General features: G+C 60.1%; 23 protein-coding genes and 1 tRNA gene. 2 read left to right on the forward strand and 22 right to left on the reverse strand.

Annotated features, from left to right (window positions below):
* Positions 1–90: 90 nt before the first annotated feature.
* The 21 genes from ACSZOQ_RS09265 to ACSZOQ_RS09365 all read right to left on the reverse strand — a co-directional run bounded on the left by ACSZOQ_RS09265 (position 91) and on the right by ACSZOQ_RS09365 (position 20,282).
* Complete coding sequence (locus tag ACSZOQ_RS09265) at positions 91–462, reverse strand: DUF2946 domain-containing protein (protein WP_439925992.1); 372 nt, start codon at positions 460–462, stop codon at positions 91–93.
* Between the two features lie 528 nt (positions 463–990).
* Positions 991–1,266 carry a DUF1467 family protein gene (locus tag ACSZOQ_RS09270; protein ID WP_439925717.1) on the reverse strand — a complete coding sequence of 92 codons (276 nt, stop codon included), beginning with the start codon at positions 1,264–1,266 and terminating at the stop codon, positions 991–993.
* Positions 1,266–1,670, reverse strand: a complete 405-nt coding sequence (gene mce, locus ACSZOQ_RS09275; protein ID WP_439925718.1) for a methylmalonyl-CoA epimerase — start codon at positions 1,668–1,670, stop codon at positions 1,266–1,268. The genes ACSZOQ_RS09270 and mce overlap by 1 nt, the downstream gene beginning before the upstream one ends.
* Before the next feature lie 117 nt (positions 1,671–1,787).
* The gene (locus ACSZOQ_RS09280) at positions 1,788–3,458 is read right to left on the reverse strand and encodes a ribonuclease J (protein ID WP_439925993.1); all 1,671 of its coding nucleotides are present in this window, start codon (positions 3,456–3,458) and stop codon (positions 1,788–1,790) included.
* Positions 3,458–4,270, reverse strand: a complete 813-nt coding sequence (locus ACSZOQ_RS09285; RefSeq protein ID WP_439925719.1) for a biotin--[acetyl-CoA-carboxylase] ligase — start codon at positions 4,268–4,270, stop codon at positions 3,458–3,460. The genes ACSZOQ_RS09280 and ACSZOQ_RS09285 overlap by 1 nt, the downstream gene beginning before the upstream one ends.
* A gap of 14 nt (positions 4,271–4,284) precedes the next feature.
* Complete coding sequence (gene nuoN / locus ACSZOQ_RS09290; protein ID WP_439925994.1) at positions 4,285–5,721, reverse strand: NADH-quinone oxidoreductase subunit NuoN; 1,437 nt, start codon at positions 5,719–5,721, stop codon at positions 4,285–4,287.
* Between the two features lie 23 nt (positions 5,722–5,744).
* Positions 5,745–7,253 carry an NADH-quinone oxidoreductase subunit M gene (locus ACSZOQ_RS09295; RefSeq protein ID WP_439925720.1) on the reverse strand — a complete coding sequence of 503 codons (1,509 nt, stop codon included), beginning with the start codon at positions 7,251–7,253 and terminating at the stop codon, positions 5,745–5,747.
* Position 7,254: 1 nt separating this feature from the next.
* Positions 7,255–9,318, reverse strand: coding sequence for an NADH-quinone oxidoreductase subunit L (gene nuoL, locus ACSZOQ_RS09300; RefSeq protein ID WP_439925721.1), 2,064 nt, complete (start codon positions 9,316–9,318; stop codon positions 7,255–7,257).
* 83 nt (positions 9,319–9,401) lie between these two features.
* Positions 9,402–9,710: an NADH-quinone oxidoreductase subunit NuoK gene (gene nuoK / locus ACSZOQ_RS09305; protein ID WP_439925722.1), complete on the reverse strand. Its 309-nt coding sequence runs from the start codon at positions 9,708–9,710 to the stop codon at positions 9,402–9,404.
* Positions 9,707–10,345: an NADH-quinone oxidoreductase subunit J gene (locus ACSZOQ_RS09310; RefSeq protein ID WP_439925723.1), complete on the reverse strand. Its 639-nt coding sequence runs from the start codon at positions 10,343–10,345 to the stop codon at positions 9,707–9,709. Before ACSZOQ_RS09310 ends, nuoK begins: the two co-directional genes overlap by 4 nt.
* A 9-nt stretch (positions 10,346–10,354) precedes the next feature.
* A complete protein-coding gene (nuoI, locus tag ACSZOQ_RS09315; RefSeq protein WP_439925724.1) occupies positions 10,355–10,843 on the reverse strand; it encodes an NADH-quinone oxidoreductase subunit NuoI in 489 nt (162 codons plus the stop codon).
* Between the two features lie 7 nt (positions 10,844–10,850).
* Positions 10,851–11,921: an NADH-quinone oxidoreductase subunit NuoH gene (gene nuoH / locus ACSZOQ_RS09320; protein WP_439925725.1), complete on the reverse strand. Its 1,071-nt coding sequence runs from the start codon at positions 11,919–11,921 to the stop codon at positions 10,851–10,853.
* A gap of 5 nt (positions 11,922–11,926) precedes the next feature.
* Positions 11,927–14,002, reverse strand: a complete 2,076-nt coding sequence (nuoG, locus tag ACSZOQ_RS09325; protein ID WP_439925726.1) for an NADH-quinone oxidoreductase subunit NuoG — start codon at positions 14,000–14,002, stop codon at positions 11,927–11,929.
* A gap of 4 nt (positions 14,003–14,006) precedes the next feature.
* Positions 14,007–14,498 (reverse strand): hypothetical protein, encoded by a 492-nt coding sequence (locus ACSZOQ_RS09330; protein ID WP_439925727.1) that lies wholly within the window; start codon positions 14,496–14,498, stop codon positions 14,007–14,009.
* Positions 14,499–14,503: 5 nt separating this feature from the next.
* A complete protein-coding gene (nuoF, locus tag ACSZOQ_RS09335) occupies positions 14,504–15,829 on the reverse strand; it encodes an NADH-quinone oxidoreductase subunit NuoF (RefSeq protein ID WP_439925728.1) in 1,326 nt (441 codons plus the stop codon).
* Positions 15,829–16,494: an NADH-quinone oxidoreductase subunit NuoE gene (gene nuoE / locus ACSZOQ_RS09340; RefSeq protein ID WP_439925729.1), complete on the reverse strand. Its 666-nt coding sequence runs from the start codon at positions 16,492–16,494 to the stop codon at positions 15,829–15,831. Before nuoE ends, nuoF begins: the two co-directional genes overlap by 1 nt.
* Positions 16,495–16,508: 14 nt before the next feature.
* Entirely contained in the window at positions 16,509–17,471 is a 963-nt protein-coding gene (locus ACSZOQ_RS09345) for an FkbM family methyltransferase (protein WP_439925995.1), read from the reverse strand.
* A complete protein-coding gene (locus ACSZOQ_RS09350) occupies positions 17,471–18,679 on the reverse strand; it encodes an NADH-quinone oxidoreductase subunit D (RefSeq protein WP_439925730.1) in 1,209 nt (402 codons plus the stop codon). Before ACSZOQ_RS09350 ends, ACSZOQ_RS09345 begins: the two co-directional genes overlap by 1 nt.
* Positions 18,679–19,299 (reverse strand): NADH-quinone oxidoreductase subunit C, encoded by a 621-nt coding sequence (locus ACSZOQ_RS09355; RefSeq protein ID WP_439925731.1) that lies wholly within the window; start codon positions 19,297–19,299, stop codon positions 18,679–18,681. The genes ACSZOQ_RS09350 and ACSZOQ_RS09355 overlap by 1 nt, the downstream gene beginning before the upstream one ends.
* A gap of 12 nt (positions 19,300–19,311) precedes the next feature.
* The gene (locus ACSZOQ_RS09360) at positions 19,312–19,947 is read right to left on the reverse strand and encodes a NuoB/complex I 20 kDa subunit family protein (RefSeq protein WP_439925732.1); all 636 of its coding nucleotides are present in this window, start codon (positions 19,945–19,947) and stop codon (positions 19,312–19,314) included.
* The gene (locus tag ACSZOQ_RS09365; RefSeq protein WP_439925733.1) at positions 19,917–20,282 is read right to left on the reverse strand and encodes an NADH-quinone oxidoreductase subunit A; all 366 of its coding nucleotides are present in this window, start codon (positions 20,280–20,282) and stop codon (positions 19,917–19,919) included. The genes ACSZOQ_RS09360 and ACSZOQ_RS09365 overlap by 31 nt, the downstream gene beginning before the upstream one ends.
* 328 nt (positions 20,283–20,610) lie before the next feature.
* On the opposite strand from ACSZOQ_RS09365, the gene ACSZOQ_RS09370 reads away from it, so the two are divergent.
* Positions 20,611–20,805, forward strand: a complete 195-nt coding sequence (locus tag ACSZOQ_RS09370) for a hypothetical protein (protein ID WP_439925734.1) — start codon at positions 20,611–20,613, stop codon at positions 20,803–20,805.
* Positions 20,806–20,935: 130 nt separating this feature from the next.
* Here the strand turns inward: ACSZOQ_RS09370 and ACSZOQ_RS09375 are convergent.
* Positions 20,936–21,012 (reverse strand) — tRNA-Asp (locus ACSZOQ_RS09375).
* A 213-nt stretch (positions 21,013–21,225) separates the two neighbouring features.
* On the opposite strand from ACSZOQ_RS09375, the gene ACSZOQ_RS09380 reads away from it, so the two are divergent.
* Positions 21,226–21,525: an HU family DNA-binding protein gene (locus ACSZOQ_RS09380; RefSeq protein WP_439925735.1), complete on the forward strand. Its 300-nt coding sequence runs from the start codon at positions 21,226–21,228 to the stop codon at positions 21,523–21,525.
* The last annotated feature ends 78 nt before the right edge of the window (positions 21,526–21,603 follow it).

Genomic DNA, 21,603 nt, shown 5'->3' on the forward strand with positions numbered 1-21,603 from the left:
ATACTTTCCTGATACCGGACAAGTGCCGGCGCGTTCGAACAGACCGGATCGCTGCAATATCATCGCAGCAATCGTTCAAAATTTACTGAATCAGGAAATGCTTGGAGGGCCGCGCGCCTGCGCGTTGGAGCCAACCGCCGCCGCCGGCAGCGTGAAGTTCAGGTCGCGCCAGACAACCGGGCTAACCTCAGGCTCAACCTTGACGACGGAGACTTGCGGGTCAGCGGTTGGCGTCGCGGAATGGGCTGCACCGCATAATGCACAGCAGTTGCCTTGCGCCTGCCGCGGGTCTGTCTGACCGTCTTGCGAGGAGTCCGCATCGGTGACGTGCGAACAGATCGCCCCCGCCAGCGGATCGGCTGCCGCGTTGCTGAATGCCAGGCAGGCCGCGACCGGTGCGAATATCTGCACCAGCATCGCAAGCATGACGATTGGAAGAAATTTTCCCAGCCGTCGTCGCATGATTCCCCAGCCTTTCGCGGCGAGAGCTACCATGGCCGGAGTCGGGTGTCGAGCCGAGATTCCCCGACCAGCTTACGCCAGAGGCGAGGTTTGGGGAGGCAGGCGAACACGCAACCTCGACGCGTCTCCCAAGACAGCCTCCTTATGTCCAAGCGCCACTCCGATCTGAAAACGGAATACAATCAATTGCTTGCGTCAAAAATAGCGCGGGTGCCATCGGACGTCCGAATCTCGAAAATTCGTTGTCGAGAACGGTGACAGACGTAAAAAGATTGACTAGCGTTGGCGAGGCTGCCTGCAGGGTATCAGTCTGGTGGCCCAAGTCTCGGGAGGAACCCTGGCGTGTCCAAACAGCGCCAACCCGTCAAGCAACGATAAATCCGACTGTCGGGGATACAGGGTCGATACAATTTTGAGAGCGGGGCTATGGTCCTGCTCTTTATTTTTTTTAATCAGTATTTTTGAAGATGAATGCGGTTGATCCGTTCGGATGACTCCGCCTATTCGCCCTGAGCCAGGTCAGGCGCGCTAATCTGGAAAGCCCATCAGCCGCGACAGCCGCACGACATTGAGCAAACCTGCATAATACGCCCAGGTCGCGATACCATAGAGCATCATTGAAATAATCGTGGTCCAGATCATCTTGCGGCGCATCAACGCCATCACCGGAGCTCCGGGATCGGTGCCCGGAGCATGCGCGCCGTCTTCATGCTGGCTTCGCACGCCGAACGGCAGCATCAGGAACAGCGTTATCCACCAGAAGACGAAGTAGATCGCAAAACCAGAGAAGATTGCAGAAGCCATCAGGATTGCTCGATTTCGATAAGTGCGCCGGAAAAATCTTTCGGATGGAAGAAAAGCACCGGCTTGCCGTGTGCACCGATCTTCGGCTCGCCATCCCCAAGAACGCGCGCGCCGGCCGCTATCAGAATATCACGAGTTGCGACGATATCGGGTACCTCATAGCAGACATGGTGAATACCGCCATCTACGTTACGCTCGACAAACTTCGCAATTGGAGAGGCCTCGCCGAGCGGCTGAATGAATTCGATCTTGGTGTTAGGCAGCGCCGCAAACACGGTAATCACCCCATGCTCCGGCAGCGGCACCGCGGCGGAAATCTCCGCGCCGAAGGCGGCGCCGTAGATCTTCGCCGCCTTTTCGGCATCTCTGACGGCAATGGCTACGTGATTGAGCCGGCCCAGCATTTTTATCCTGCTATGCTCAGTGGTTCGATTTCAACTCGCCATGCCTGCGCAGGCAGGATAGACATCCAAGTCCGACGTCCGACGTTCGCCGTCAAGGGGCGCGTCAAACTCACTATACTAGCTCACCAGAACGTGAACATAGCAGAGCGGCTTCTTACCCCACTCTTCCGCAACCGTTGCCCGAACAGCGCGGCGCAAGGACTCGGCCATCGCATCCGGATCGCGCCGCAGCGTCCGCGGCAGCGCTTTCATCGTCGAGACCACCGTATCGAAAACAATGTCGTCGAGTACCTCGCCGACCGCATTCTTCTCCGGTATGCCGACGAGATCAATTTCGGGATCATCAGCCAGTTCACCCTTCTCCGTAACGACGATCGCCACGAACACGCAGCCGGCAAATGCCATACGCCGCCGCTCGACAACCGCGCGCGATTTTGAATCCTCAAGAATGGAGCCATCCTTGTAAAGCCGTCCCGACGGCAATTCATCGATGATGCCAGGGTCTCCCGGGCCGAGCCGGACCAGATCGCCGTTTTTGCAAATCAGGACTTTCGGCACGCCTGCGGCACGCGCCAACCGCGCATGCTCTGAGAGATGCAAGGCTTCACCATGCACCGGGATCAACACCTGCGGACGAACCCATGCGATCATGTCCCGCAATTCGTCACGGCGCGGGTGGCCGGACACATGAACCAGTTCGGTCCGGTCGGTAATGACCTCGATGCCCTGAGTCACCAGACCATTGATGATCGCGCCGACAGCTTTTTCGTTGCCGGGAATGGTGCGTGAGGAAAAGATCACGGTGTCGCCGCGGTTCAGCGTCACCTGCGGATGATCATCCCTGGCGATGCGCGCGAGAGCCGCCCGCGGCTCGCCCTGGCTGCCCGTGCACAGCGCCAACACCTTGTCCGGCGGAAGATGGCCATACACATCGGCGCTACGGAATTCCTGCATCCCGTCCAGGTGCCCAGTCTCGCGCGCGACCTGCACCACGCGCTCCATGGCACGACCGACCACCACGACTTCGCGTCCTGCCGCGCGCGCGGCATCGGCCACGGCGCGAAGCCGCCCCACATTGGATGCGAACGTCGTCACTGCAACCCGCCCCCTGGCTGCCTTCACCAATTCCACGATGGTTTTGGCAACTTCGGTTTCGGATGGCGAGCGCCCGTCTCGCACCGCATTGGTGGAATCGCCGATCAGCGCCAGCACACCCTCGTCGCCAAGTTCGCGAAGTCGCCGCTCGTCCGTCGGCGGCCCGATGATGGGGGTAGGATCGATCTTCCAGTCGCCGGTGTGCAAAACGATTCCAGACGCCGTATGAATCGCCAGCGCATGGGACTCCGGAATCGAATGTGCCACCGGAATAAATTCGACTTTGAAGGGACCGAGATCGATGCTCCCACCCGAGGGCACCACGGTCACCGGGATGTTCGGCGGATTGCGTTCCGCCGCACATTTGGCCTCGAACAGGGCTGCGCTGAATTTCGTGGCGTAGATCGGGCATTTCAGACGCGGCCACAAGTCGATAATCGCGCCGAAATGATCCTCATGGGCGTGTGTCAGCACGAGACCAATGAGATTCTTCCGTTCCTTTTCGAGAAACCGGATGTCCGGCATGATGAGATCGATGCCCGGCAAATGCTCCTCGTCGCCGAAGGAAACACCGAGATCAACTGCCAGCCAGCTTCGCTGATGGCGGTTGCCGAGCCCGTAGATCGACAGGTTCATGCCGATCTCACCCACCCCCCCGAGCGGAGCGAACATCAGTTCATCAGGCCGGGCTATCATGTTGCTCCGATCGATGCAGCCGCGCCGAAATACACATCACCGGCGGAGACAGCCACTCGCTTGCCGTCGGGGGTCGCAACGATCAAACAGCCGTCCTCGTCGATGGTATCAAAGAGACCGGATATCGTGGACGCGCCGGACCGAACTGAGACGGACTGGCCGACTCCAGCCGCCCGGTCAAGCCACAGACGCCTGATATCACTAAAGCCACGGCCTCTGTCCCAGACTCCGCGATATTCCACCCAGGCCTCAGTCAGCGCGCGAAACAAATCCTCGGCGCCAATATCAATGCCGAGATCTCGCAGCGAGATCGCCGGATTCGGCATTCCCTCCGGCGCAGCGATGACATTGGCCCCGATACCGACGACGATGGCCAGACGATCATGTGCGACGGTCTCGGCCTCCAGCAGGATTCCCGCAAGTTTCTTCCCGCCTGCCAGAACGTCATTCGGCCACTTCAAATGAAATGTCGCATTTTCCGAACCCTGAGACCTCATGCGCGCTTCAAGGCTGACCGTTTGCAGCGCGGCTTCGAGCGCAAGCCCCGCGGCAAAGCTCAGGGTCGCAGCTACGGCAGGCGGCGTGTCGATGACTTCGAGAACGCTGCTGGCCAGATTGCCTCGGGGGGTGACCCATGCACGCTGTCGGCGGCCCCGTCCCGCGGTCTGCGCCGTCGTCACCAGCCAGATCGGGCCGGTTTCGCCCGCCCGCGCACGCGTCAGCGCTTCGGCGTTAGTCGAGCCGATGCTGTCGAAGGCCGCGAGCCGGTAGCCAGCCGATGTGGCTCGTGGACCGAGCGAGAATGTCATTAAAACGATGCCATTCAGAATAATGACTTCGCTGCCGCCGTCGCGGCGCTGACCAGCGGGCCCGGGTAGGCGAAGAACAGCATGTTGAACAGCGCTGTCACCGCCACCACTGAACGCAATTCGATCTGGACGGCGTCGGTCGCTTCGGCTCGCTCGTCGAAATACATCACCTTGATGACGTTGAGATAGTAGAACGCGCCGACCACGCTGGTGATGACGCCGATCACGGACAGCGTAAAGAACCCTGCCTTGATGGCAGCCGTGAAGACATAGAATTTGGCGAAGAAGCCTGCCAACGGCGGAATTCCGGCCAGCGAAAACAACAACATTGCAAAGAAGAACGCCATCAGCGGATTGGTTCGCGACAGTCCCGCGAAATCACTGATCTGCTCCAGGGCCTGGCCATTACGGCTCATGGCGAGAATGACCGTGAAAGCCCCGAACGTCATCACGGTATAGATGACCAGATAAAGCACGACGCCCTGCGCGCCCTCGACGGTGCCGGCGGCGAGACCGACCAGTGCAAAACCCATATGGCCGATCGACGAATAAGCCATCATGCGCTTGATGTTGCGTTGTCCGATCGCGCCGAACGAACCCAGCGCCATGGATGCGATGGCCACGAAAACCACGATCTGCTGCCATTCGGAGACAACGCCGGAAAACGCGGTCAGCACCACGCGGGTAAACACCGCCATCGCTGCGATCTTCGGTGCCGAAGCAAAGAATGCCGTAACCGGTGTCGGCGCGCCTTCATAAACGTCGGGCGTCCACATATGGAACGGTACCACCGACACCTTGAAACACAGGCCCGCCAGCAGAAAGACAAGGCCGAATATAATGCCGATGTTCCCGGTCTTGGCAGCGGCTGCGATGCCCGTGAAGCTGACGGTTCCCGTGAAGCCATAGATCAGCGACGCGCCGTACAGCAACATCCCGGACGCCAGTGCGCCGAGAACGAAGTATTTCAAGCCCGCCTCGGTTGACCTGAGATTGTCACGGTTGCTCGCTGCCACCACGTAAAGCGCGAGGCTCATCAGTTCGAGCCCGAGATACAGCATGATCAAGTCGGATGCGGAAATCAGCACCATCATGCCGACCGTCGAGAGCATCACCAGAATCGCGAACTCGAACATCCGTCGGGACTGGCCTTCGATAAACTCGCGGGACAGAACGAGCGTCGCCGCCGAACCGGCCAAAGCAACGATCTTCAGAAACCGCGCGAATTCATCGACGATGAAGCTGCCGCCGAACGTGACCAACTTGCCCTTCGGAAGCATATACTCAATCACGCCGGTCGCGATGAGAAAGCATACCGCCAGGACCGTAATGAGAGCGGCCGCGCGCTGGCCGCACCACGCCCCGATCATCAGCGACGCCATCGCTCCGATCGCCAGCACGATTTCCGGCAATACGGGAAGCAGTTGATATCCGGCAGCCTCAAGCATCATTGCGGTGTCCTGACCTGCCGTGATCATGGCAGCGCCGCCGCCTTGATGGCGGCGGTCGCGCTTGCATAATTGTTGACGAGATTTTGCACGGAAGCCGCCGACAGATCGAGTACCGGCTTCGGATAAACGCCGAACAGGATCGTCAGCGCCACCAGCGGCGCCAGTGTCAGCCCCTCCCGGAAAGTAAGATCCTTGATAGTCGCAAGCGATGGTTTGACCAGCGCCCCGAACACGATCTTGCGATACAGCCATAAGGCGTAAGCCGCCGACAGAATCACCCCGAGCGTTGCCGCCACCGCCGTGGGAATGCTGACCTTGAAGGTGCCGATCAGCGCCAGGAATTCGCCCACGAATCCGGACGTTCCGGGCAGTCCGACATTGGCCATCGTGAAGACAAGGAAAACAAGCGCATAAAGCGGCATCCGATTAACGAGCCCGCCGTAAGCCGCGATCTCCCGCGTATGCATACGGTCATAAACGACACCAACACAAAGAAACAACGCCCCCGACACGATGCCGTGCGACACCATCTGGAACACGCCGCCGTGGACCCCCTGCATGGTGCCGGCAAAGATTCCCATCGTTACGAAGCCCATGTGGGCCACTGACGAATAGGCGATGAGTTTCTTCATGTCTTCCTGCATCAGCGCGACCAGCGAGGTGTAGACGATCGCGACGCCTGAAAGCACAAAAACCAGCGGCGCAAAATCATGCGACGCGAGCGGGAACATCGGCAGCGAAAAGCGCAGAAAGCCGTAGCCTCCCATCTTCAGCAGGATCGCGGCGAGAATCACCGAACCCGCCGTGGGTGCTTCGACATGTGCATCCGGAAGCCAGGTGTGCACGGGCCACATCGGCATCTTGACCGCGAACGACGCGAAGAACGCCAACCACGCCCACATCTGCAAATTGTACGGGACAGCGGTACGCATCAGCGTCGGGATGTCGGTAGTTCCGGCGTTCCAGTAGAGCGCCATGATGGCCAGCAGCATCAGAACCGAGCCGAGCAGCGTATAGAGGAAAAACTTGAAGGTGGCGTAGACGCGACGCGGACCGCCCCAGATCCCGATGATCAGGAACATCGGGATCAGGCCGCCTTCAAAGAATACGTAGAACAGCAGCAGATCGAGCGCCGAGAACGTGCCGATCATCAGCGTTTCTAGAATCAGAAACGCCATCATGTAGGCAGGCACGCGACGGGTAATCGATTTCCAGCTCGCGACGATGCACAGTGGCATCAGCGCCGTGGTGAGAATGACGAACGGCAGCGAGATGCCATCGACGCCCATGTGATAACGAATGCCGGTGGCAAGCCAGTTCGCCTCCTCGACGAACTGGAATCCCGTATTGGTGGGATCGAAGCGGGTAACCAGGATCAGCGATACCGCAAACGTGACAACGGTCGTCCACAACGCGATCCAACGTGCGGTCCGGTTGGCGGCTTCGTCGCCGCCACGCGCCATTACATAAATCAGAACCGCGCCGACCGCGGGTAGAAACGTCGTGACCGACAAAATGGGCCAGGTCGTCATTTCACTGGCCTCCCGCGCCGAACATGAACCAGGTGATCAAGCCGGCAACACCGATCAGCATTGCGAACGCGTAGTGATAAAGGTAGCCGGTCTGCAGCCTGACCACATTGCGGGTGACATCGAGCACTCCGGCTGAAACGCCATCGGGACCGAAGCCGTCAATGATGAAGCCGTCGCCCTTCTTCCACAGGAAGCGACCAAGCCTTTTCGCAGGACGTACGAAGATCACCTCATACAGCTCGTCGAAGTACCACTTGTTGAGCAGAAACTGGTAGAGCATCTGGTGTTCGCGGGCGAGTCTGACCGGAATGTAGGGCCGACGGATATAGAACAGCCATGCCACTACAAACCCCAAAATCATCATCGCGGTGGGCAGGAAGGCGACCGTCTCCGGAATATGATGCATCGCCTCGATGATGTGCGGGCGCATCTTCACGGAGTTTCGGAAGAACTCTTCGATCCCATGGCCCGTGAACAACTCCTTGAACGGATAGCCCGCGAGAATCGAGGCGGCCGCAAGGATGCCGATCGGGATCAGCATCCAAATCGGACTTTCGTGCGCGGCCTTATAGTGAGCCTGATCGTGCGGCTCGCCGTGGAAGGTCTTGAAGATCAACCGCCACGAATAGAAAGAGGTCAAGCCAGCCGCAATCACGGTCATCAAGAACCCGTAGTAGGCGAATGGATTGTGGGACGCGTAAGCGGATTCGATGATCGCATCCTTCGAAAAATAGCCAGCGGTCAGCGGAAATCCCGTCAGAGCCAGCGTGCCGATCAACATAACGAAATACGTGAAGGGGATGCGATCCTTCAGACCACCCATGTTTCGGATGTCCTGCTCGTGATGCATCGCATAGATCACCGATCCCGAGCCCAGGAACATCAGCGCCTTGAAGAAGGCGTGGGTGAACAGGTGAAACATGCCGACGGAATAGGCCCCTGCTCCCATCGCCACGAACATGTAGCCGAGCTGCGAACAGGTCGAATAGGCTATGATCCGCTTGATGTCGTTCTGAACGAGACCGATCGTCGCTGCAAAAAATGCCGTGGTCGCGCCGATGAACATCACGAAAGCCTGCGCATCCGGCGACAGTTCAAACAACGGCGACAGCCGCGCCACCATGAACACCCCCGCGGTCACCATGGTCGCCGCGTGGATCAGCGCCGACACCGGCGTCGGGCCTTCCATGGCGTCCGGCAGCCAGGTGTGCAACAGGAACTGGGCCGACTTGCCCATGGCGCCCATGAAGAGCAGCAGGCAGATTACTGTCAGCGCGTTGAAGTCCCAGGCAAGAAAATGGATCGTCTTTCCGGTCAACCCCGGCGCCGCGCTGAAGATGGTATCGAAATCGATCGAGCCTACCAGCATGAACACCGCGAAGATGCCGAGGGAAAAACCAAAATCGCCGACGCGGTTGACTACGAACGCCTTGATCGCCGCCGCATTCGCCGAGGGCTTTCGATACCAGAATCCGATCAGCAAATAGCTGGCAAGACCGACGCCCTCCCAACCGAAAAACAGCTGGACCAGGTTGTCCGATGTCACCAGCATCAGCATCGCGAAGGTGAACAGTGACAGATAGCCAAAAAAGCGCGGGCGGCTCGGATCGTCCTCCATGTAGCCGATGGAATAAAAATGCACCAACGCCGATACTGTGTTGACGACGACCAGCATCACCGCCGTCAACGTATCGACCCGCAGCGACCATCCGACCTGAAGATCGCCGGAGGTGATCCACGAGAACAGCGCTATCCGTGCGTCGTGATGCATGAAGCCGACATCGACCAGCGTCACCCACGACAGGACCGCCGATGCGATCAGCAGGGCCGTCGTAATCAGTTCGGCGGCACGCGATCCCGCTGCCGGCGGTTCGCTGACATGATGGTCGTCGTGACCGTCACCGTGCCCATGGTCGTCATGCGCAGTTGCTGCGTGAGCGTGACCGTGGTCATCGTGATGGTCGACCGTATCGCCGCTGGGATTGCGCCCATGGGCACCTGCCAATGCAATCACCGCGGCGAGGATCGCGCCGATCAGCGGCAAAAAGACGATTGCCTCGATCATGCACCCACCTCATGGAGCATGATCCCGCAACCAATGGATCCATTGGTTGGAGAAAGCCGGTCCTCACTTTTCCGGATCATGCTTCAGCCCTTCATCAGATTGACGTCCTCAACCGCGATCGAACCGCGGTTGCGGAAATACACAACGAGAACAGCAAGACCGATCGCCGCCTCAGCCGCGGCGACCGTGAGTACCAGCAGCGCAAACACCTGCCCGACGATGTCGCCCAAGAACGTTGAAAACGCCACCAGGTTGATATTGACGGCCATCAGGATCAGTTCCACCGACATCAGGATGACGATGATGTTCTTGCGGTTGAGGAAAATACCGAGAATACCCAACGTGAACAGGATCGCGGCGACCGCCAGATAGTGCCCGAGGCCAATCGTCATTTCACCCACTCCGCTGCGTCAGCGTCCTGCAGTCCCTGCCCGGAGGCAACCTGGCGCACGCGCATAGCCATCTCAGGAGTCCTGGCGTTCTGGACATTGATATCCTGCCGCTTGACGCTTTCCCTGTGCCTCAGCGTCAGCACGATGGCGCCGATCATCGCCACCAGCAGCACCATGCCCGCGAGCTGAAAGTAATGGATATACTTCGTATAGAGCACGAGACCGAGCGCCTCGGTATTGCTGACGTTGCCCGGAATGGCCGCGGTGATCGATTTCGTGACCATCGGATTGAGGGTCCAGCCTCCGACAACCAGCAGCAGCTCCAGCAAAAATACGGCTGCGATCACCATGCCGAACGGCAAATACTCGAGAAAGCCTTCACGCAGTTCGGCGAAATCCACGTCCAGCATCATGATGACGAACAGGAATAACACCGCGACCGCGCCGACATAGACCACGATGAGGATCATCGCGAGAAATTCCGCACCCAACAGGATAAAGAGCCCGGCGGCGTTGACGAACGCCAGAATAAGAAACAGCACCGAGTGCACCGGATTTCGCGACGAAATGACCATGGCGGCGGATGCGACGCACACGCCTGCGAACAGATAGAAGAACAGCGCGGGGAGGATCATGCTCTCACCTCACCGGTACGGCGCATCGAGCTCGATCGCTTTCGCGATCTCGCGTTCCCAGCGGTCGCCGTTGGCGAGCAGCTTGGCCTTGTCATAATAGAGTTCCTCGCGGGTCTCGGTCGCGAATTCGAAATTCGGTCCCTCGACAATGGCATCGACGGGACAGGCCTCCTGGCACAATCCGCAATAAATGCATTTCACCATGTCGATGTCGTAGCGCACGGTGCGCCGCGTGCCGTCGTTGCGGCGCGGGCCGGCCTCGATGGTGATGGCTTGCGCCGGGCAAATCGCCTCGCACAGCTTGCAGGCGATGCAGCGCTCCTCGCCGTTCGGGTAACGGCGCAATGCATGCTCGCCGCGAAATCGCGGCGAGATCGGATTCTTCTCGAAGGGGTAATTGATGGTCGCCTTCGGCTTGAAGAAATACCGCATGGTGAGGAAGAACGCCGACACGAACTCGGTGAGTAGAAGCGAACGGGCTGTTGCATTGATACTCATGACAACCTCAATTCGGCGCGATGCCGGCGAACTGCAACACGCCGGCCACAATCACCACCATCGCCAGCGACAACGGCAGAAACACCTTCCAGCCGAGCCGCATCAATTGATCGTAGCGGTAGCGCGGCACGATCGCCTTCGCCATGGCGAACATGAAGAACATGAACAGAAGCTTCAGCGAGAACCAGACGATGCCGGGCACCCACGTGAACGGCGGCAGGTCGATCGGCGGCAGCCAGCCGCCCATGAACATGATCGCGCCCATCGCGCACATCGTGGTGATCGCGACATACTCGCCGAGCATGAACAACAGATACGGCGTCGAGCCGTACTCGACCATGAAGCCCGCGACGAGTTCGGATTCAGCCTCGACCAGGTCGAACGGCGGACGGTTGGTTTCGGCCAGAGCGGAAACGTAAAACACCACGAACATCGGCAGCAGGGGCAGCCAATACCAGTTCAGGAACGTCAGCCACGGCAATCCGATGAGGCTGGCCAAACCGCGTACATGCTGCGCCTCGACGATGGCCGAGAGGTTCAGTGAACCTGCGCAGAGCAACACAGTAATGATGACGAAGCCGATCGAGACTTCGTACGAGACCATCTGCGCCGCCGAGCGCAATGCCGCGAGGAACGGATATTTCGAATTCGACGACCAGCCGGCCATGATGATGCCGTAGATCGAAAGCGAAGAGATCGCGAAGATGTAGAGAATCCCGACATTGATGTCGGAAATCACCCAGTTCAGATTGACCGGGATTACCGCCCACGCCGCCAGCGCCAGCACGCAGGACACCAGCGGCGCCAGCAGAAACACGCCCTTGTTGGCACCGGACGGAATAATCGGTTCCTTCAGCACAAACTTGAGCAGGTCCGCGAAGGATTGCAGCAAGCCCCATGGCCCGACGACGTTGGGGCCGCGCCGGATCTGTACCGCCGCCCAGATCTTGCGGTCGGCGAGCAGGATGTAGGCGATCGCGATCAGCAGCACCACGAGCAGCAACACGCTCTGCGCAACCATCACGATCAGCGGCCAGAGAAAGTCGGTCCAGAACGGGGTTGCGAAGAATTCGGCCATCACGCTCACTCCGCCGCCGTCAGCATGCGACCAGACGCAAGCCGCGAGCATTCCGCCATCACAGCCGAGGCCCGCGCGATCGGGTTGGTCAGATAGTAGTCGTTAACCGCAGCCTTGAACGGCGACTTCTCGATGCTGCCGCCCCTGCCCGCAAGAGTTTTGATCGCACCGGCATTGCCAACCTCGATCTGATCGATCCGCATCAGATGCGGCACCGCCTTGAACATCACCTGTCGCAGCGCCGCCAGCGAGTCATAGCCAAGGATCTTGCCCAGCACTTCGGACAACGCTCGGATGATGGCCCAGTCCTCCCGCGCCTCGCCGGGCGGGAAGCCGGCGCGGTCAGCCATCTGCACCCGGCCTTCCGTGTTGACGTAAATGCCGGTCTTCTCGGTGTAGGCAGCGCCCGGCAAAATGACGTCGGCACGGTGCGCGCCGGCATCGCCGTGAGTCCCGAGATAGACGACGAACACACCGTCCGGCACCTTGATCTCGTCGGCGCCGAGCGAAAACAGAACGTCGAGCCCGCCCGGTGCGGTCATTTGCGTGACGTTCAAGCCGATTTTCCCAGGCGAGAAGCCGAGGTCCAGCGCGCCAACCCGCGACGCCGCATCATGAAGCACCGCAAATCCGTTCCAGCCATCCTTTAGCGCACCGACGTCGACGGCGAGCTTCGCCGCCGCAGCGAGAACGGCCCCGCCGTCGCGCCGCGATGTCGCGCCGGCACCAACCAATACGATCGGATTGTTCGCGCCTTTCAGCACACCGAGAAACTTGTTCTTGCCAGCCGCGAGGTCTGCGAGCGAATCCGCGCCGGCGCCGAGATAATCATGATCGTAGGTCAGATCGGCGCTCTCACCGATCACGCCAATCTTGAGCTGACCGGTCCGCCAACGCTTGCGGATACGCGCATTGAGGATCGCCGCTTCCTTGCGCGGGTTCGATCCCACGATCAGCAGCGCGTCCGCCTGCTCGATGCCGGCGATGGTCGGATTGAAGACGTAGGACGCTCGTCCCAGCGCTGGATTGAACGCATCGCCGCCCTGCACCGCGACGCTGACTGATCCGAGCTTCGACAGCAGATCCTTTAGCGCGAACATTTCCTCGACAGCCGCGAGATCACCGGCGATCGCGCCGATCCGCTTGCCGTCGGCCTGCGTGACTTTCGCAGCGATAGCAGCGAACGCTTCGGACCATGAGGCTGCGCGCAGCACACCATCTTCGCGGATGTAGGGACGGTCCAGCCGCTGGGTGCGCAACCCGTCGACGATGTGACGGGTCTTGTCGGAAATCCACTCTTCGTTCACGGCCTCATTGACGCGCGGCAGGATGCGCATCACCTCGCGTCCGCGCGTGTCGACCCGAATGGCCGAGCCGACCGCGTCCATCACATCGATGGATTGGGTCTTGCCGAGTTCCCATGGTCGTGCGGCGAATGCGTAGGGCTTCGAGGTCAGCGCGCCGACCGGACAGATATCGACGAGGTTGCCCTGCAATTCCGACGTAAGCGCACTTTCAAGATAGGTGGTGATCTCCATGTCCTCGCCGCGGCCGGTTGCGCCCATTTCCGGTGCGCCGCACACTTCTGCGGAGAAGCGGACGCAGCGCGTGCACTGGATGCAGCGGTTCATCGAGGTCTTGACCAGCGCGCCGAGATACTTGTCCTCGACCGCGCGCTTGTTCTCGGCGAAGCGCGAGGTATCGACGCCGTATCCCATCGCCTGATCCTGCAAATCGCACTCGCCGCCCTGATCGCAGATCGGACAGTCGAGCGGATGGTTGATCAGAAGGAACTCCATCACGCCTTCGCGCGCCTTCTTCACCATCGGCGACCGCGTAGAGATTTGCGGCGGTTCTCCGTTGGGACCCGGACGGCAATCGCGTACGCCCCAGGCGCAGCTCGCGACCGGCTTCGGGCCGCCCTTCACCTCGACGAGGCACATCCGGCAGTTGCCCGCGATCGACAGCCGCTCATGGTAACAGAAGCGCGGAATCTCGGCGCCCGCGGCTTCGCACGCCTGCAACAGCGTGTATTCGGCGGGTACGTCGATCTCTTTGCCGTCGACAATGAGTTTGGTCATGGTCTCAAGACTTTCCCAACTTGCAATCCGGAGGTGTCACGCTCGCGCTCTGCAAGGATGTCTTAACCCACTGCTGGGTGTCGTTGCCGTAAGTCGCCAGATATTCCGGTTCAGCCGCGTTCTTGTCGCAGAGAAAACTCAGATGGGGCTTCAGATCGTAATCGCAGGACGCCTGCCATTCGCGTTTGTCATCAAACGCAGCAATCGCTTCCTCACACGCGTAGAGGAAATACGAAACAAAGCTCTCGTACTGGTTCTTCTGATCTGAGCTACCCGCTTTGATCGAATCGTAATCTGGATGCGAGAATTGCGGATGCTTGAACGCCAGGTCGGTATAGCCGAGAAAGGCTTGGCGCGCGCTGGCCTCGCGATGGTTGGACGCGATCACGTTGATCTGGAATAGGATCGCGACGAAACCGAGCAGCGCCACGGACGCCTGCGCCATCTGGGCTAGCGTCCCGTAACTCTGCCACCAGAACGTGCTCGGTTGCGACATCAGCTCTACTCCGCCGCAACCATGTGCGCGGGATCAAGAATGCCCTGATCGTCCCGATCGGCCTTGTGCGAATATTCGCTGATGCGCGCCTCGATCTCATGACGGAAATGCGCGATCAGTCCTTGAATCGGCCAGGCCGCCGCGTCGCCGAGCGCGCAGATGGTGTGACCCTCAATCTGCTTGGTGACCTCGAGCAGCATGTCGATCTCGCGCTTGTGGGCGCGGCCCTCGGCCATCCGGGTCAGCACCCGCCACATCCAGCCGGTCCCCTCCCGGCACGGCGTGCACTGCCCGCAGCTCTCGTGCTTGTAGAAATAGGAAATGCGCGCGATCGCCCGGATCAGGTCGGTCGACTTGTCCATGACGATGACGGCGGCGGTGCCGAGGCCCGAACGCAGCTTGCTGAGGCTGTCGAAATCCATCGGCGTATCGATGATCTGCGCGGCCGGCACCATGCGCACCGACGAGCCGCCCGGAATGACCGCCTTGAGGTTGTTCCAGCCGCCGCGGATGCCGCCGCAATGGGTGTCGATCAATTCACGGAACGTGATTCCCATCGCCTCTTCGACGTTACAGGGACGTTCGACGTGACCCGAAATACAAAACAGCTTGGTGCCGACATTGTTGGGACGGCCGATCGCGGCGAACCAGGCCGCGCCACGGCGCAGGATGTCCGGCGCCACCGCAATTGACTCGACGTTGTTCACGGTCGTCGGGCAGCCGTAGAGACCGACATTGGCCGGGAATGGCGGCTTCAGCCGCGGCTGGCCCTTCTTGCCTTCGAGGCTCTCCAGCAGTGCTGTCTCCTCGCCGCAGATGTAGGCCCCCGCACCATGAGCGACATACAGATCGAACGGGAAACCATGGATGTTATCCTTGCCGATCAGTTTGGCCTGATAGGCCTCGTCGATGGCGGCCTGCAGATGCTCGCGCTCGCGGATGAACTCGCCACGAATGTAGATATAACCGGCATGGGCCCCCATGCCGACGCCGGCCAGCAGACAACCCTCGATCAGCAGATGCGGATCGTGCCGCATGATCTCGCGGTCCTTGCAGGTGCCGGGCTCGGACTCATCAGCATTGACGACGAGGTAGCTCGGACGACCGTCGGCGTTGTCCTTCGGCATGAAGGACCATTTCATGCCAGTCGGAAATCCGGCCCCGCCGCGGCCGCGCAGGCCCGACGCCTTCATCTCGCTGACAATCCAGTCGCGTCCCTTGTCGACCAACGCTTTGGTGCCATCCCATGCGCCACGGCGACGGGCGCCGGCCAGCCGCCAGTCGTCGAGACCGTAGAGGTTGCGGAAGATGCGATCCTTGTCGTCGAGCATCAGGACTTGCCCTTCTTGGTCGCGTCATCGGCGCGCTGCCCCGCCACGCCCTTCGCAGCCGCTGTATTCAACGTGGTCGGACCTCCGACGGGCGCAGAAAATTGGCGGTCGATCTGAGGACCAGGCTTCGGCGGATGGCCCGAGGCAAACCCGTCCAGCACCTTGCCGAAATTTTCCTTGGTCAGATCCTCGTAAGTGTCCTTCCAGATCAGCGCCATCGGCGCGTTAACGCAGGCGCCGAGGCACTCAACTTCTTCCCAGCTAAAGTCGCCGTCCTTGGACAGATGGAAGGGCTCGTGATGGATGCGGCTCTTGCAGACGGCGAGGATGTCCTCAGCGCCGCGCAACCGGCACGGCGTGGTGCCGCAGACCTGGATGTGGGCTTTCTTGCCGACCGGCTGCAGTTGGAACATCGTGTAAAAGGTCGCGATTTCCAGCATACGGATGTAGGGCATGTCGAGCATGTCGGCGACGGCGCGGATCGCCGCCTCGGAGATCCAGCCGCCTTGCTGTTCCTGCGCGCGCCACAAGATAGCGATGGATGCGGAGGCCTGGCGACCCGGGGGGTATTGCTCGATCTGCTTTTTGGCCCAGGCAAGATTCTCCGCGCTGAACGCGAAACTCTCGGGCTGCTGTTCTTTTGGTGCCAGACGGCGAACGGACATCGTACTCTAGTCTCTCAATGAACACGTTGCGACGCGGTTGCGTTCAGGCGACGAAAACGATCTTGCCAGAATGCACTTGAGGTGCCGAACACATTGTATCCAACGTGGGAGGCGACCTTGATGCGATCCAGAATGGAAAGCTCTGTCAGAGTCTCGAAACGGTTGCTGACGGGATCGTGCACGATCAGCGTTAGCGGTGTCTGCTCAAGAATGTAGCGCGACACGGTGTGGCTTGGGTCGTTGCCGTGTTCCTCGCACAGGATCACAGCGTCGCCTTGCAGCACGCGGGTGCCGCCTTTGATGGCTTCGATCTCGACGCCTTCAACATCGAGCTTGATGAGGTACTTGCCGTCAGGCGAAATCTTGCCATCGTCGAGCAGGTTATCGAGCGCGAGCACCGGCACCTCCTCGCCGCCGGCATCGGCGCCGCCGGCGATGCTGAAGGCCTCGTGCTTGGTGCCGGACAAGCGCGCAGTGCCGCGCGTCGCACCAATGGCGCTCTGCATCATCTCGAAGCGGTTGCCGTTGATCTTTACATTGTTCAGAAGCTTGGCGAAGTTCTTCGACGACGGCTCGATCGCGATCGCCTTGCGCGATCCGAACGGCTTGCTGGACACCAGCACCGACCAGTAACCGTAATTGGCGCCGCAATCGAGCAGCGTGTAGTCGACGTCGGCGGAATCTCGAAACAGCAGTTCAAGCTCATCTTCATACTTGAAGGAACGATTCAGCAGCTTGCTCCAGTAGCCGTCGCCATAGGGAAACGCGAACGTCGCATCGGAATTGAGCCTGACGGCGATATCGCGCTCCGGCAACGTCTTGCGCAGCAGGTTGGCGCAACTGTTGTAGCCGCGATGAGAGAACAGCGACGAAACTTTTGAGCCCGCAACGAGTGCCAACGCTGCCACGCGCTCCCAAGCACTGGCGCCCTCGAGAACGCCTGAGGTCCGGTCGAACTGGATCGGCGGCTGTGCGATCACCGGTCGACCTCTCCGAACACGATGTCGAGCGAACCGAGAATGGCAGAGACGTCCGCCAGCAGGTGCCCTCTGCAGATGAAATCCATTGCCTGCAGATGCGCGAAACCCGGCGCGCGGATCTTGCATTTGTAGGGCTTGTTGCTGCCATCCGAGACGAGATAGACGCCGAACTCTCCCTTGGGCGCTTCCACCGCCGCATAGACTTCGCCCGCCGGAACGTGGAAGCCTTCGGTGTAAAGCTTGAAGTGATGGATCAGCGCTTCCATCGAACGCTTCATTTCACCGCGACGCGGCGGGAAAATCTTGTTGTCCTCGACCGCCACCGGCCCCTGCCCGTCGGCGGCGCGCAGCTTGGCGATACACTGCTTCATGATCCGCACCGATTGCCGCATCTCTTCCATGCGGATGAGATAGCGATCGTAGCAGTCGCCGTTCTTGCCGATCGGAATATCGAAGTCCATTTCGGCATAGCATTCGTAGGGTTGCGACTTGCGCAAATCCCAGGTCGCGCCGGAGCCGCGAACCATGACGCCGGAGAAACCCCATTCCCAGGCCTGCTTCAGGCTGACCACGCCGATATCGACGTTGCGCTGCTTGAAGATGCGGTTGGCGGTCAACAACCTATCGAGGTCGGCGACAACCTGCAGGAACGGATCGCACCAGGCGTCGATGTCATCGATCAGCTTCGGTGGCAGGTCCTGATGCACGCCGCCGATGCGGAAATAAGCGGCATGCATCCGCGAGCCCGAGGCGCGTTCGTAAAACATCATCAGTTTTTCGCGTTCCTCAAAGCCCCACAGCGGCGGCGTGAGCGCGCCGACATCCATCGCCTGCGTGGTGACGTTGAGAAGATGCGAGAGAATGCGGCCGATCTCACAGTAGAGCACCCGGATCAACTGGCCGCGGCGGGGCACCGCGATCTCCAGCAGCTTTTCAGCCGCGAGACAGAAAGCGTGCTCCTGATTCATCGGCGCGACGTAATCGAGCCGATCGAAGTACGGAATGGCCTGAAGATAGGTCTTTTGCTCGATCAACTTCTCGGTGCCGCGATGAAGCAGACCGATGTGCGGATCAACGCGCTCGACCACCTCGCCATCCAGCTCCAACACCAGCCGCAACACGCCGTGCGCCGCCGGATGCTGCGGGCCGAAATTGATGGTGAAGTTCCGCATACCGGGAGTTTCGGTGCCAAGTGCTTCGGTCATCAGCCACCTGCCTTGCCGCCGTTCGCCTTCTCATCACCCGGCAGCGGATAGTCCGCACCTTCCCAGGGTGACATGAAATCGAATTTGCGGAATTCCTGATTGAGACGCACCGGCTCGTACACAACCCGTTTCTCGGCATCGTCGTAACGCACCTCGACGAAGCCCGTCAGCGGAAAGTCCTTGCGTAGCGGATGTCCGTCGAACCCATAATCGGTCAACAAACGCCGCATGTCGGGGTGCCCGGTGAAAATCACGCCATAGAGATCGTAGGTCTCCCGCTCGAACCAGTCTGCGCCGGGAAACACATCGATCAGCGAGGGCACCTGCGTGGTCTCCGAAGCCTCGACGCGCAGTCGAATGCGCGTATTCAGCGTCGGCGACAGGAAGTGATAGATCACATCAAAGCGCTTCTCGCGGCCTGGATAGTCGACAGCGGTCACGTCGGTGATGTTGATGAAGCGGCAACGCTGATCGTCGCGGATGAAGCGAACGACCTCGACAATCTTCGCGACGTCAACCGCGACACTCAGTTGACCGAATGACACGGAATGGCCGATCGCCGCGCCCGGAAGCGTAGCAACGATCATCTGACCCAAGGCGTCGAGCCTGCTGTCGTCCATTCCTTTAAACCTTTAGCGTTCGATGGTTCCAGTTCGCCGGATCTTTTTCTGCAGCAGCAGAATGCCGTAAAGAAGCGCTTCCGCCGTCGGCGGACAGCCCGGCACATAGACATCAATCGGCACGATCCGGTCACAGCCGCGCACCACCGAATAGGAATAGTGGTAGTAGCCGCCACCGTTGGCGCACGATCCCATCGAGATGACGTAGCGTGGTTCCGGCATCTGGTCGTAGACCTTGCGCAACGCGGGGGCCATCTTGTTGGTCAGCGTGCCGGCGACGATCATCACGTCCGACTGGCGCGGCGATGCGCGCGGCGCAAAGCCAAAACGCTCGACGTCGTAGCGCGGCATCGAAACCTGCATCATCTCGACCGCACAGCAGGCGAGACCGAAGGTCATCCACATCAGAGAGCCGGTGCGCGCCCAGGTGATGAGGTCGTCGGTCGCAGCGACGAAGAAGCCCTTGTCGGACAGTTCGTGATTGACCTCGAGGAAATACGGATCGCCGGCACCCACCGGCCGGCCGGTCCGGGGGTCCAGAATCGAGGCCGCTGCCGGATCCACGAACGGACCGCCGGCAGAGGAAGCAGCATTCGCGAACTTAGCGGTAGGAGAGCTCAATCCCATTCGAGCGCGCCTTTCTTCCATTCATAGGCAAAACCAACGGTCAGCACACCAAGAAACACGATCATCGACCAGAAGCCCGTGACGCCGAGCTTGCCGAACGTGACCGCCCAAGGGAATAGGAATGCGACCTCAAGGTCAAAAATGATGAAAAGAATGGCGACCAGATAAAACCTGACGTCGAACTTCATTCGGGCATCGTCGAATGCGTTGAATCCGCACTCATAGGCCGAAAGCTTCTCCGGGTCAGGCTGCCGGTAGGCGACAATAAAGGGAGCGATCAGTAGCACAGCGCCGATCACGGCCGCTATCCCGATAAACACCACAAGCGGAAGATAGTTCTGCAAAATGCCGCTCATCGGCGCTTCCCCTCGCTGCGGCCGCTCGACCCGCAGATTTGTTAGACTATTGGAACTTTTGAGAGGCTTTAGCTTAGTGCAACAGGGGTGGCAAGATAGCCCATTTTGACGCACCCAAGGCGGAGATTTTGCGGGTTGACAGGGAGCACGGACGGTCTGGCAATCGTAGCCGCCGTCCCCTATCCGCGCATTCCATCGAACACCGCGCCCAGGTTCGGAAATCAGGGAATTGAAACCATTTTGGGGGGCCCGCGAAGCCTTCCTGAAACAGAGCAGATTTATTGCTCTCGCCGACGGCCCACGAGGTGCCGGGAGACAGGAGGCGACCATGAACCACTCGATCCAGAGCGCGGACCGCGCCACCCACCTGAAGATCGTGGTCGTCGCGCTCATCGTAGGCGCCGCGCTGACAGCTTTCGGCACTTCCGTCCGTCCGAGCGCCGACTTCGTCCAGACCGTCCATGTGATCAAGGCCGGTCAGCCGACGATGATATCCAGTTCGGGAACAACCCTGGTGAGGTAATCTCGGATTTCGGATCAATGACCAAAGCCATCGGGTGGCTTTGCGTGTTGGCGTCAGTCCGTGAGGCCCGCCCCGCCGTCATGCGGGCCTTGCGTCAGAGCCGAACCTTCGAGATCAAGCCGAAAAACACTGGCGCGAGAGACGGGACTCGAACCCGCGGCCTCCGCCGTGACAGGGCGGCGCTCTAACCAACTGAGCTACTCCCGCGGATGTCGTGTATCCGCACAGGTGTGAGGGCTTAAAGGCGGGGCCTTTCCAAGTCAAGGCAGTTGCAGATCTCCTTGGATGGCAGGCATTTTCGACAGGTCGATGCAAAAAATAGGCTGTTTACAGGCAAAACGGCGTGGTCGGCACCTCCCCGAATCAACCAATGCCTGATACGCCTTGCCTTCCGAAGCCATCAACGACGAGGAGGGCCCTATGGCGAAGAAGGCAGCGACCCCGAGCACCGTGACGCTGAAGCATCTCGCAGCAGCATTGGCCGAGGACCATGAATTGTCGAAGAAGGCCGCCGAGGCCATCCTCGGCGACATGGTCGCCCGTATCACCAAGCACCTCAAGAAGGGCGATCGCATCCGCATCGTCGGCCTCGGCATCCTTCAAGTCCGCAAACGCGCCGCCCGCATGGGTCGCAACCCGGCCACCGGCGAAGCCATTCACATCAAGGCTTCAAAGAAGGTCGCGTTCCGTGCCGCAAAAGAGCTCAAGGAAGCCGTCTAACCGGGGTTCTGGATCAGGCGCTCCGCTTAAAACGCCTGAAAGGATGCCGCCAGACCGGATCGCCATGGGCAAGGCCGG

Origin of the sequence: Nitrobacter sp. JJSN, from assembly GCF_051912485.1 — a bacterium.
Lineage (GTDB): Bacteria > Pseudomonadota > Alphaproteobacteria > Rhizobiales > Xanthobacteraceae > Nitrobacter.

Excerpts from the sequence above, each read along its gene's own strand:
- ACSZOQ_RS09265 (WP_439925992.1), bottom strand. The coding sequence starts at position 462 with ATGCGACGACGGCTGGGAAAATTTCTTCCAATCGTCATGCTTGCGATG.
- ACSZOQ_RS09270 (WP_439925717.1), bottom strand. The coding sequence starts at position 1,266 with ATGGCTTCTGCAATCTTCTCTGGTTTTGCGATCTACTTCGTCTTCTGG.
- mce (WP_439925718.1), bottom strand. The coding sequence starts at position 1,670 with ATGCTGGGCCGGCTCAATCACGTAGCCATTGCCGTCAGAGATGCCGAA.
- ACSZOQ_RS09285 (WP_439925719.1), bottom strand. The coding sequence starts at position 4,270 with ATGACATTCTCGCTCGGTCCACGAGCCACATCGGCTGGCTACCGGCTC.
- nuoN (WP_439925994.1), bottom strand. The coding sequence starts at position 5,721 with ATGATGCTTGAGGCTGCCGGATATCAACTGCTTCCCGTATTGCCGGAA.
- ACSZOQ_RS09295 (WP_439925720.1), bottom strand. The coding sequence starts at position 7,253 with ATGACGACCTGGCCCATTTTGTCGGTCACGACGTTTCTACCCGCGGTC.
- nuoL (WP_439925721.1), bottom strand. The coding sequence starts at position 9,318 with ATGATCGAGGCAATCGTCTTTTTGCCGCTGATCGGCGCGATCCTCGCC.
- nuoK (WP_439925722.1), bottom strand. The coding sequence starts at position 9,710 with ATGACGATTGGCCTCGGGCACTATCTGGCGGTCGCCGCGATCCTGTTC.
- ACSZOQ_RS09310 (WP_439925723.1), bottom strand. The coding sequence starts at position 10,345 with ATGATCCTCCCCGCGCTGTTCTTCTATCTGTTCGCAGGCGTGTGCGTC.
- nuoI (WP_439925724.1), bottom strand. The coding sequence starts at position 10,843 with ATGAGTATCAATGCAACAGCCCGTTCGCTTCTACTCACCGAGTTCGTG.
- nuoH (WP_439925725.1), bottom strand. The coding sequence starts at position 11,921 with ATGGCCGAATTCTTCGCAACCCCGTTCTGGACCGACTTTCTCTGGCCG.
- nuoG (WP_439925726.1), bottom strand. The coding sequence starts at position 14,002 with ATGACCAAACTCATTGTCGACGGCAAAGAGATCGACGTACCCGCCGAA.
- ACSZOQ_RS09330 (WP_439925727.1), bottom strand. The coding sequence starts at position 14,498 with ATGTCGCAACCGAGCACGTTCTGGTGGCAGAGTTACGGGACGCTAGCC.
- nuoF (WP_439925728.1), bottom strand. The coding sequence starts at position 15,829 with ATGCTCGACGACAAGGATCGCATCTTCCGCAACCTCTACGGTCTCGAC.
- nuoE (WP_439925729.1), bottom strand. The coding sequence starts at position 16,494 with ATGTCCGTTCGCCGTCTGGCACCAAAAGAACAGCAGCCCGAGAGTTTC.
- ACSZOQ_RS09350 (WP_439925730.1), bottom strand. The coding sequence starts at position 18,679 with ATGACCGAAGCACTTGGCACCGAAACTCCCGGTATGCGGAACTTCACC.
- ACSZOQ_RS09355 (WP_439925731.1), bottom strand. The coding sequence starts at position 19,299 with ATGGACGACAGCAGGCTCGACGCCTTGGGTCAGATGATCGTTGCTACG.
- ACSZOQ_RS09360 (WP_439925732.1), bottom strand. The coding sequence starts at position 19,947 with ATGGAAGAAAGGCGCGCTCGAATGGGATTGAGCTCTCCTACCGCTAAG.
- ACSZOQ_RS09365 (WP_439925733.1), bottom strand. The coding sequence starts at position 20,282 with ATGAGCGGCATTTTGCAGAACTATCTTCCGCTTGTGGTGTTTATCGGG.
- ACSZOQ_RS09370 (WP_439925734.1), top strand. The coding sequence starts at position 20,611 with ATGAACCACTCGATCCAGAGCGCGGACCGCGCCACCCACCTGAAGATC.
- ACSZOQ_RS09380 (WP_439925735.1), top strand. The coding sequence starts at position 21,226 with ATGGCGAAGAAGGCAGCGACCCCGAGCACCGTGACGCTGAAGCATCTC.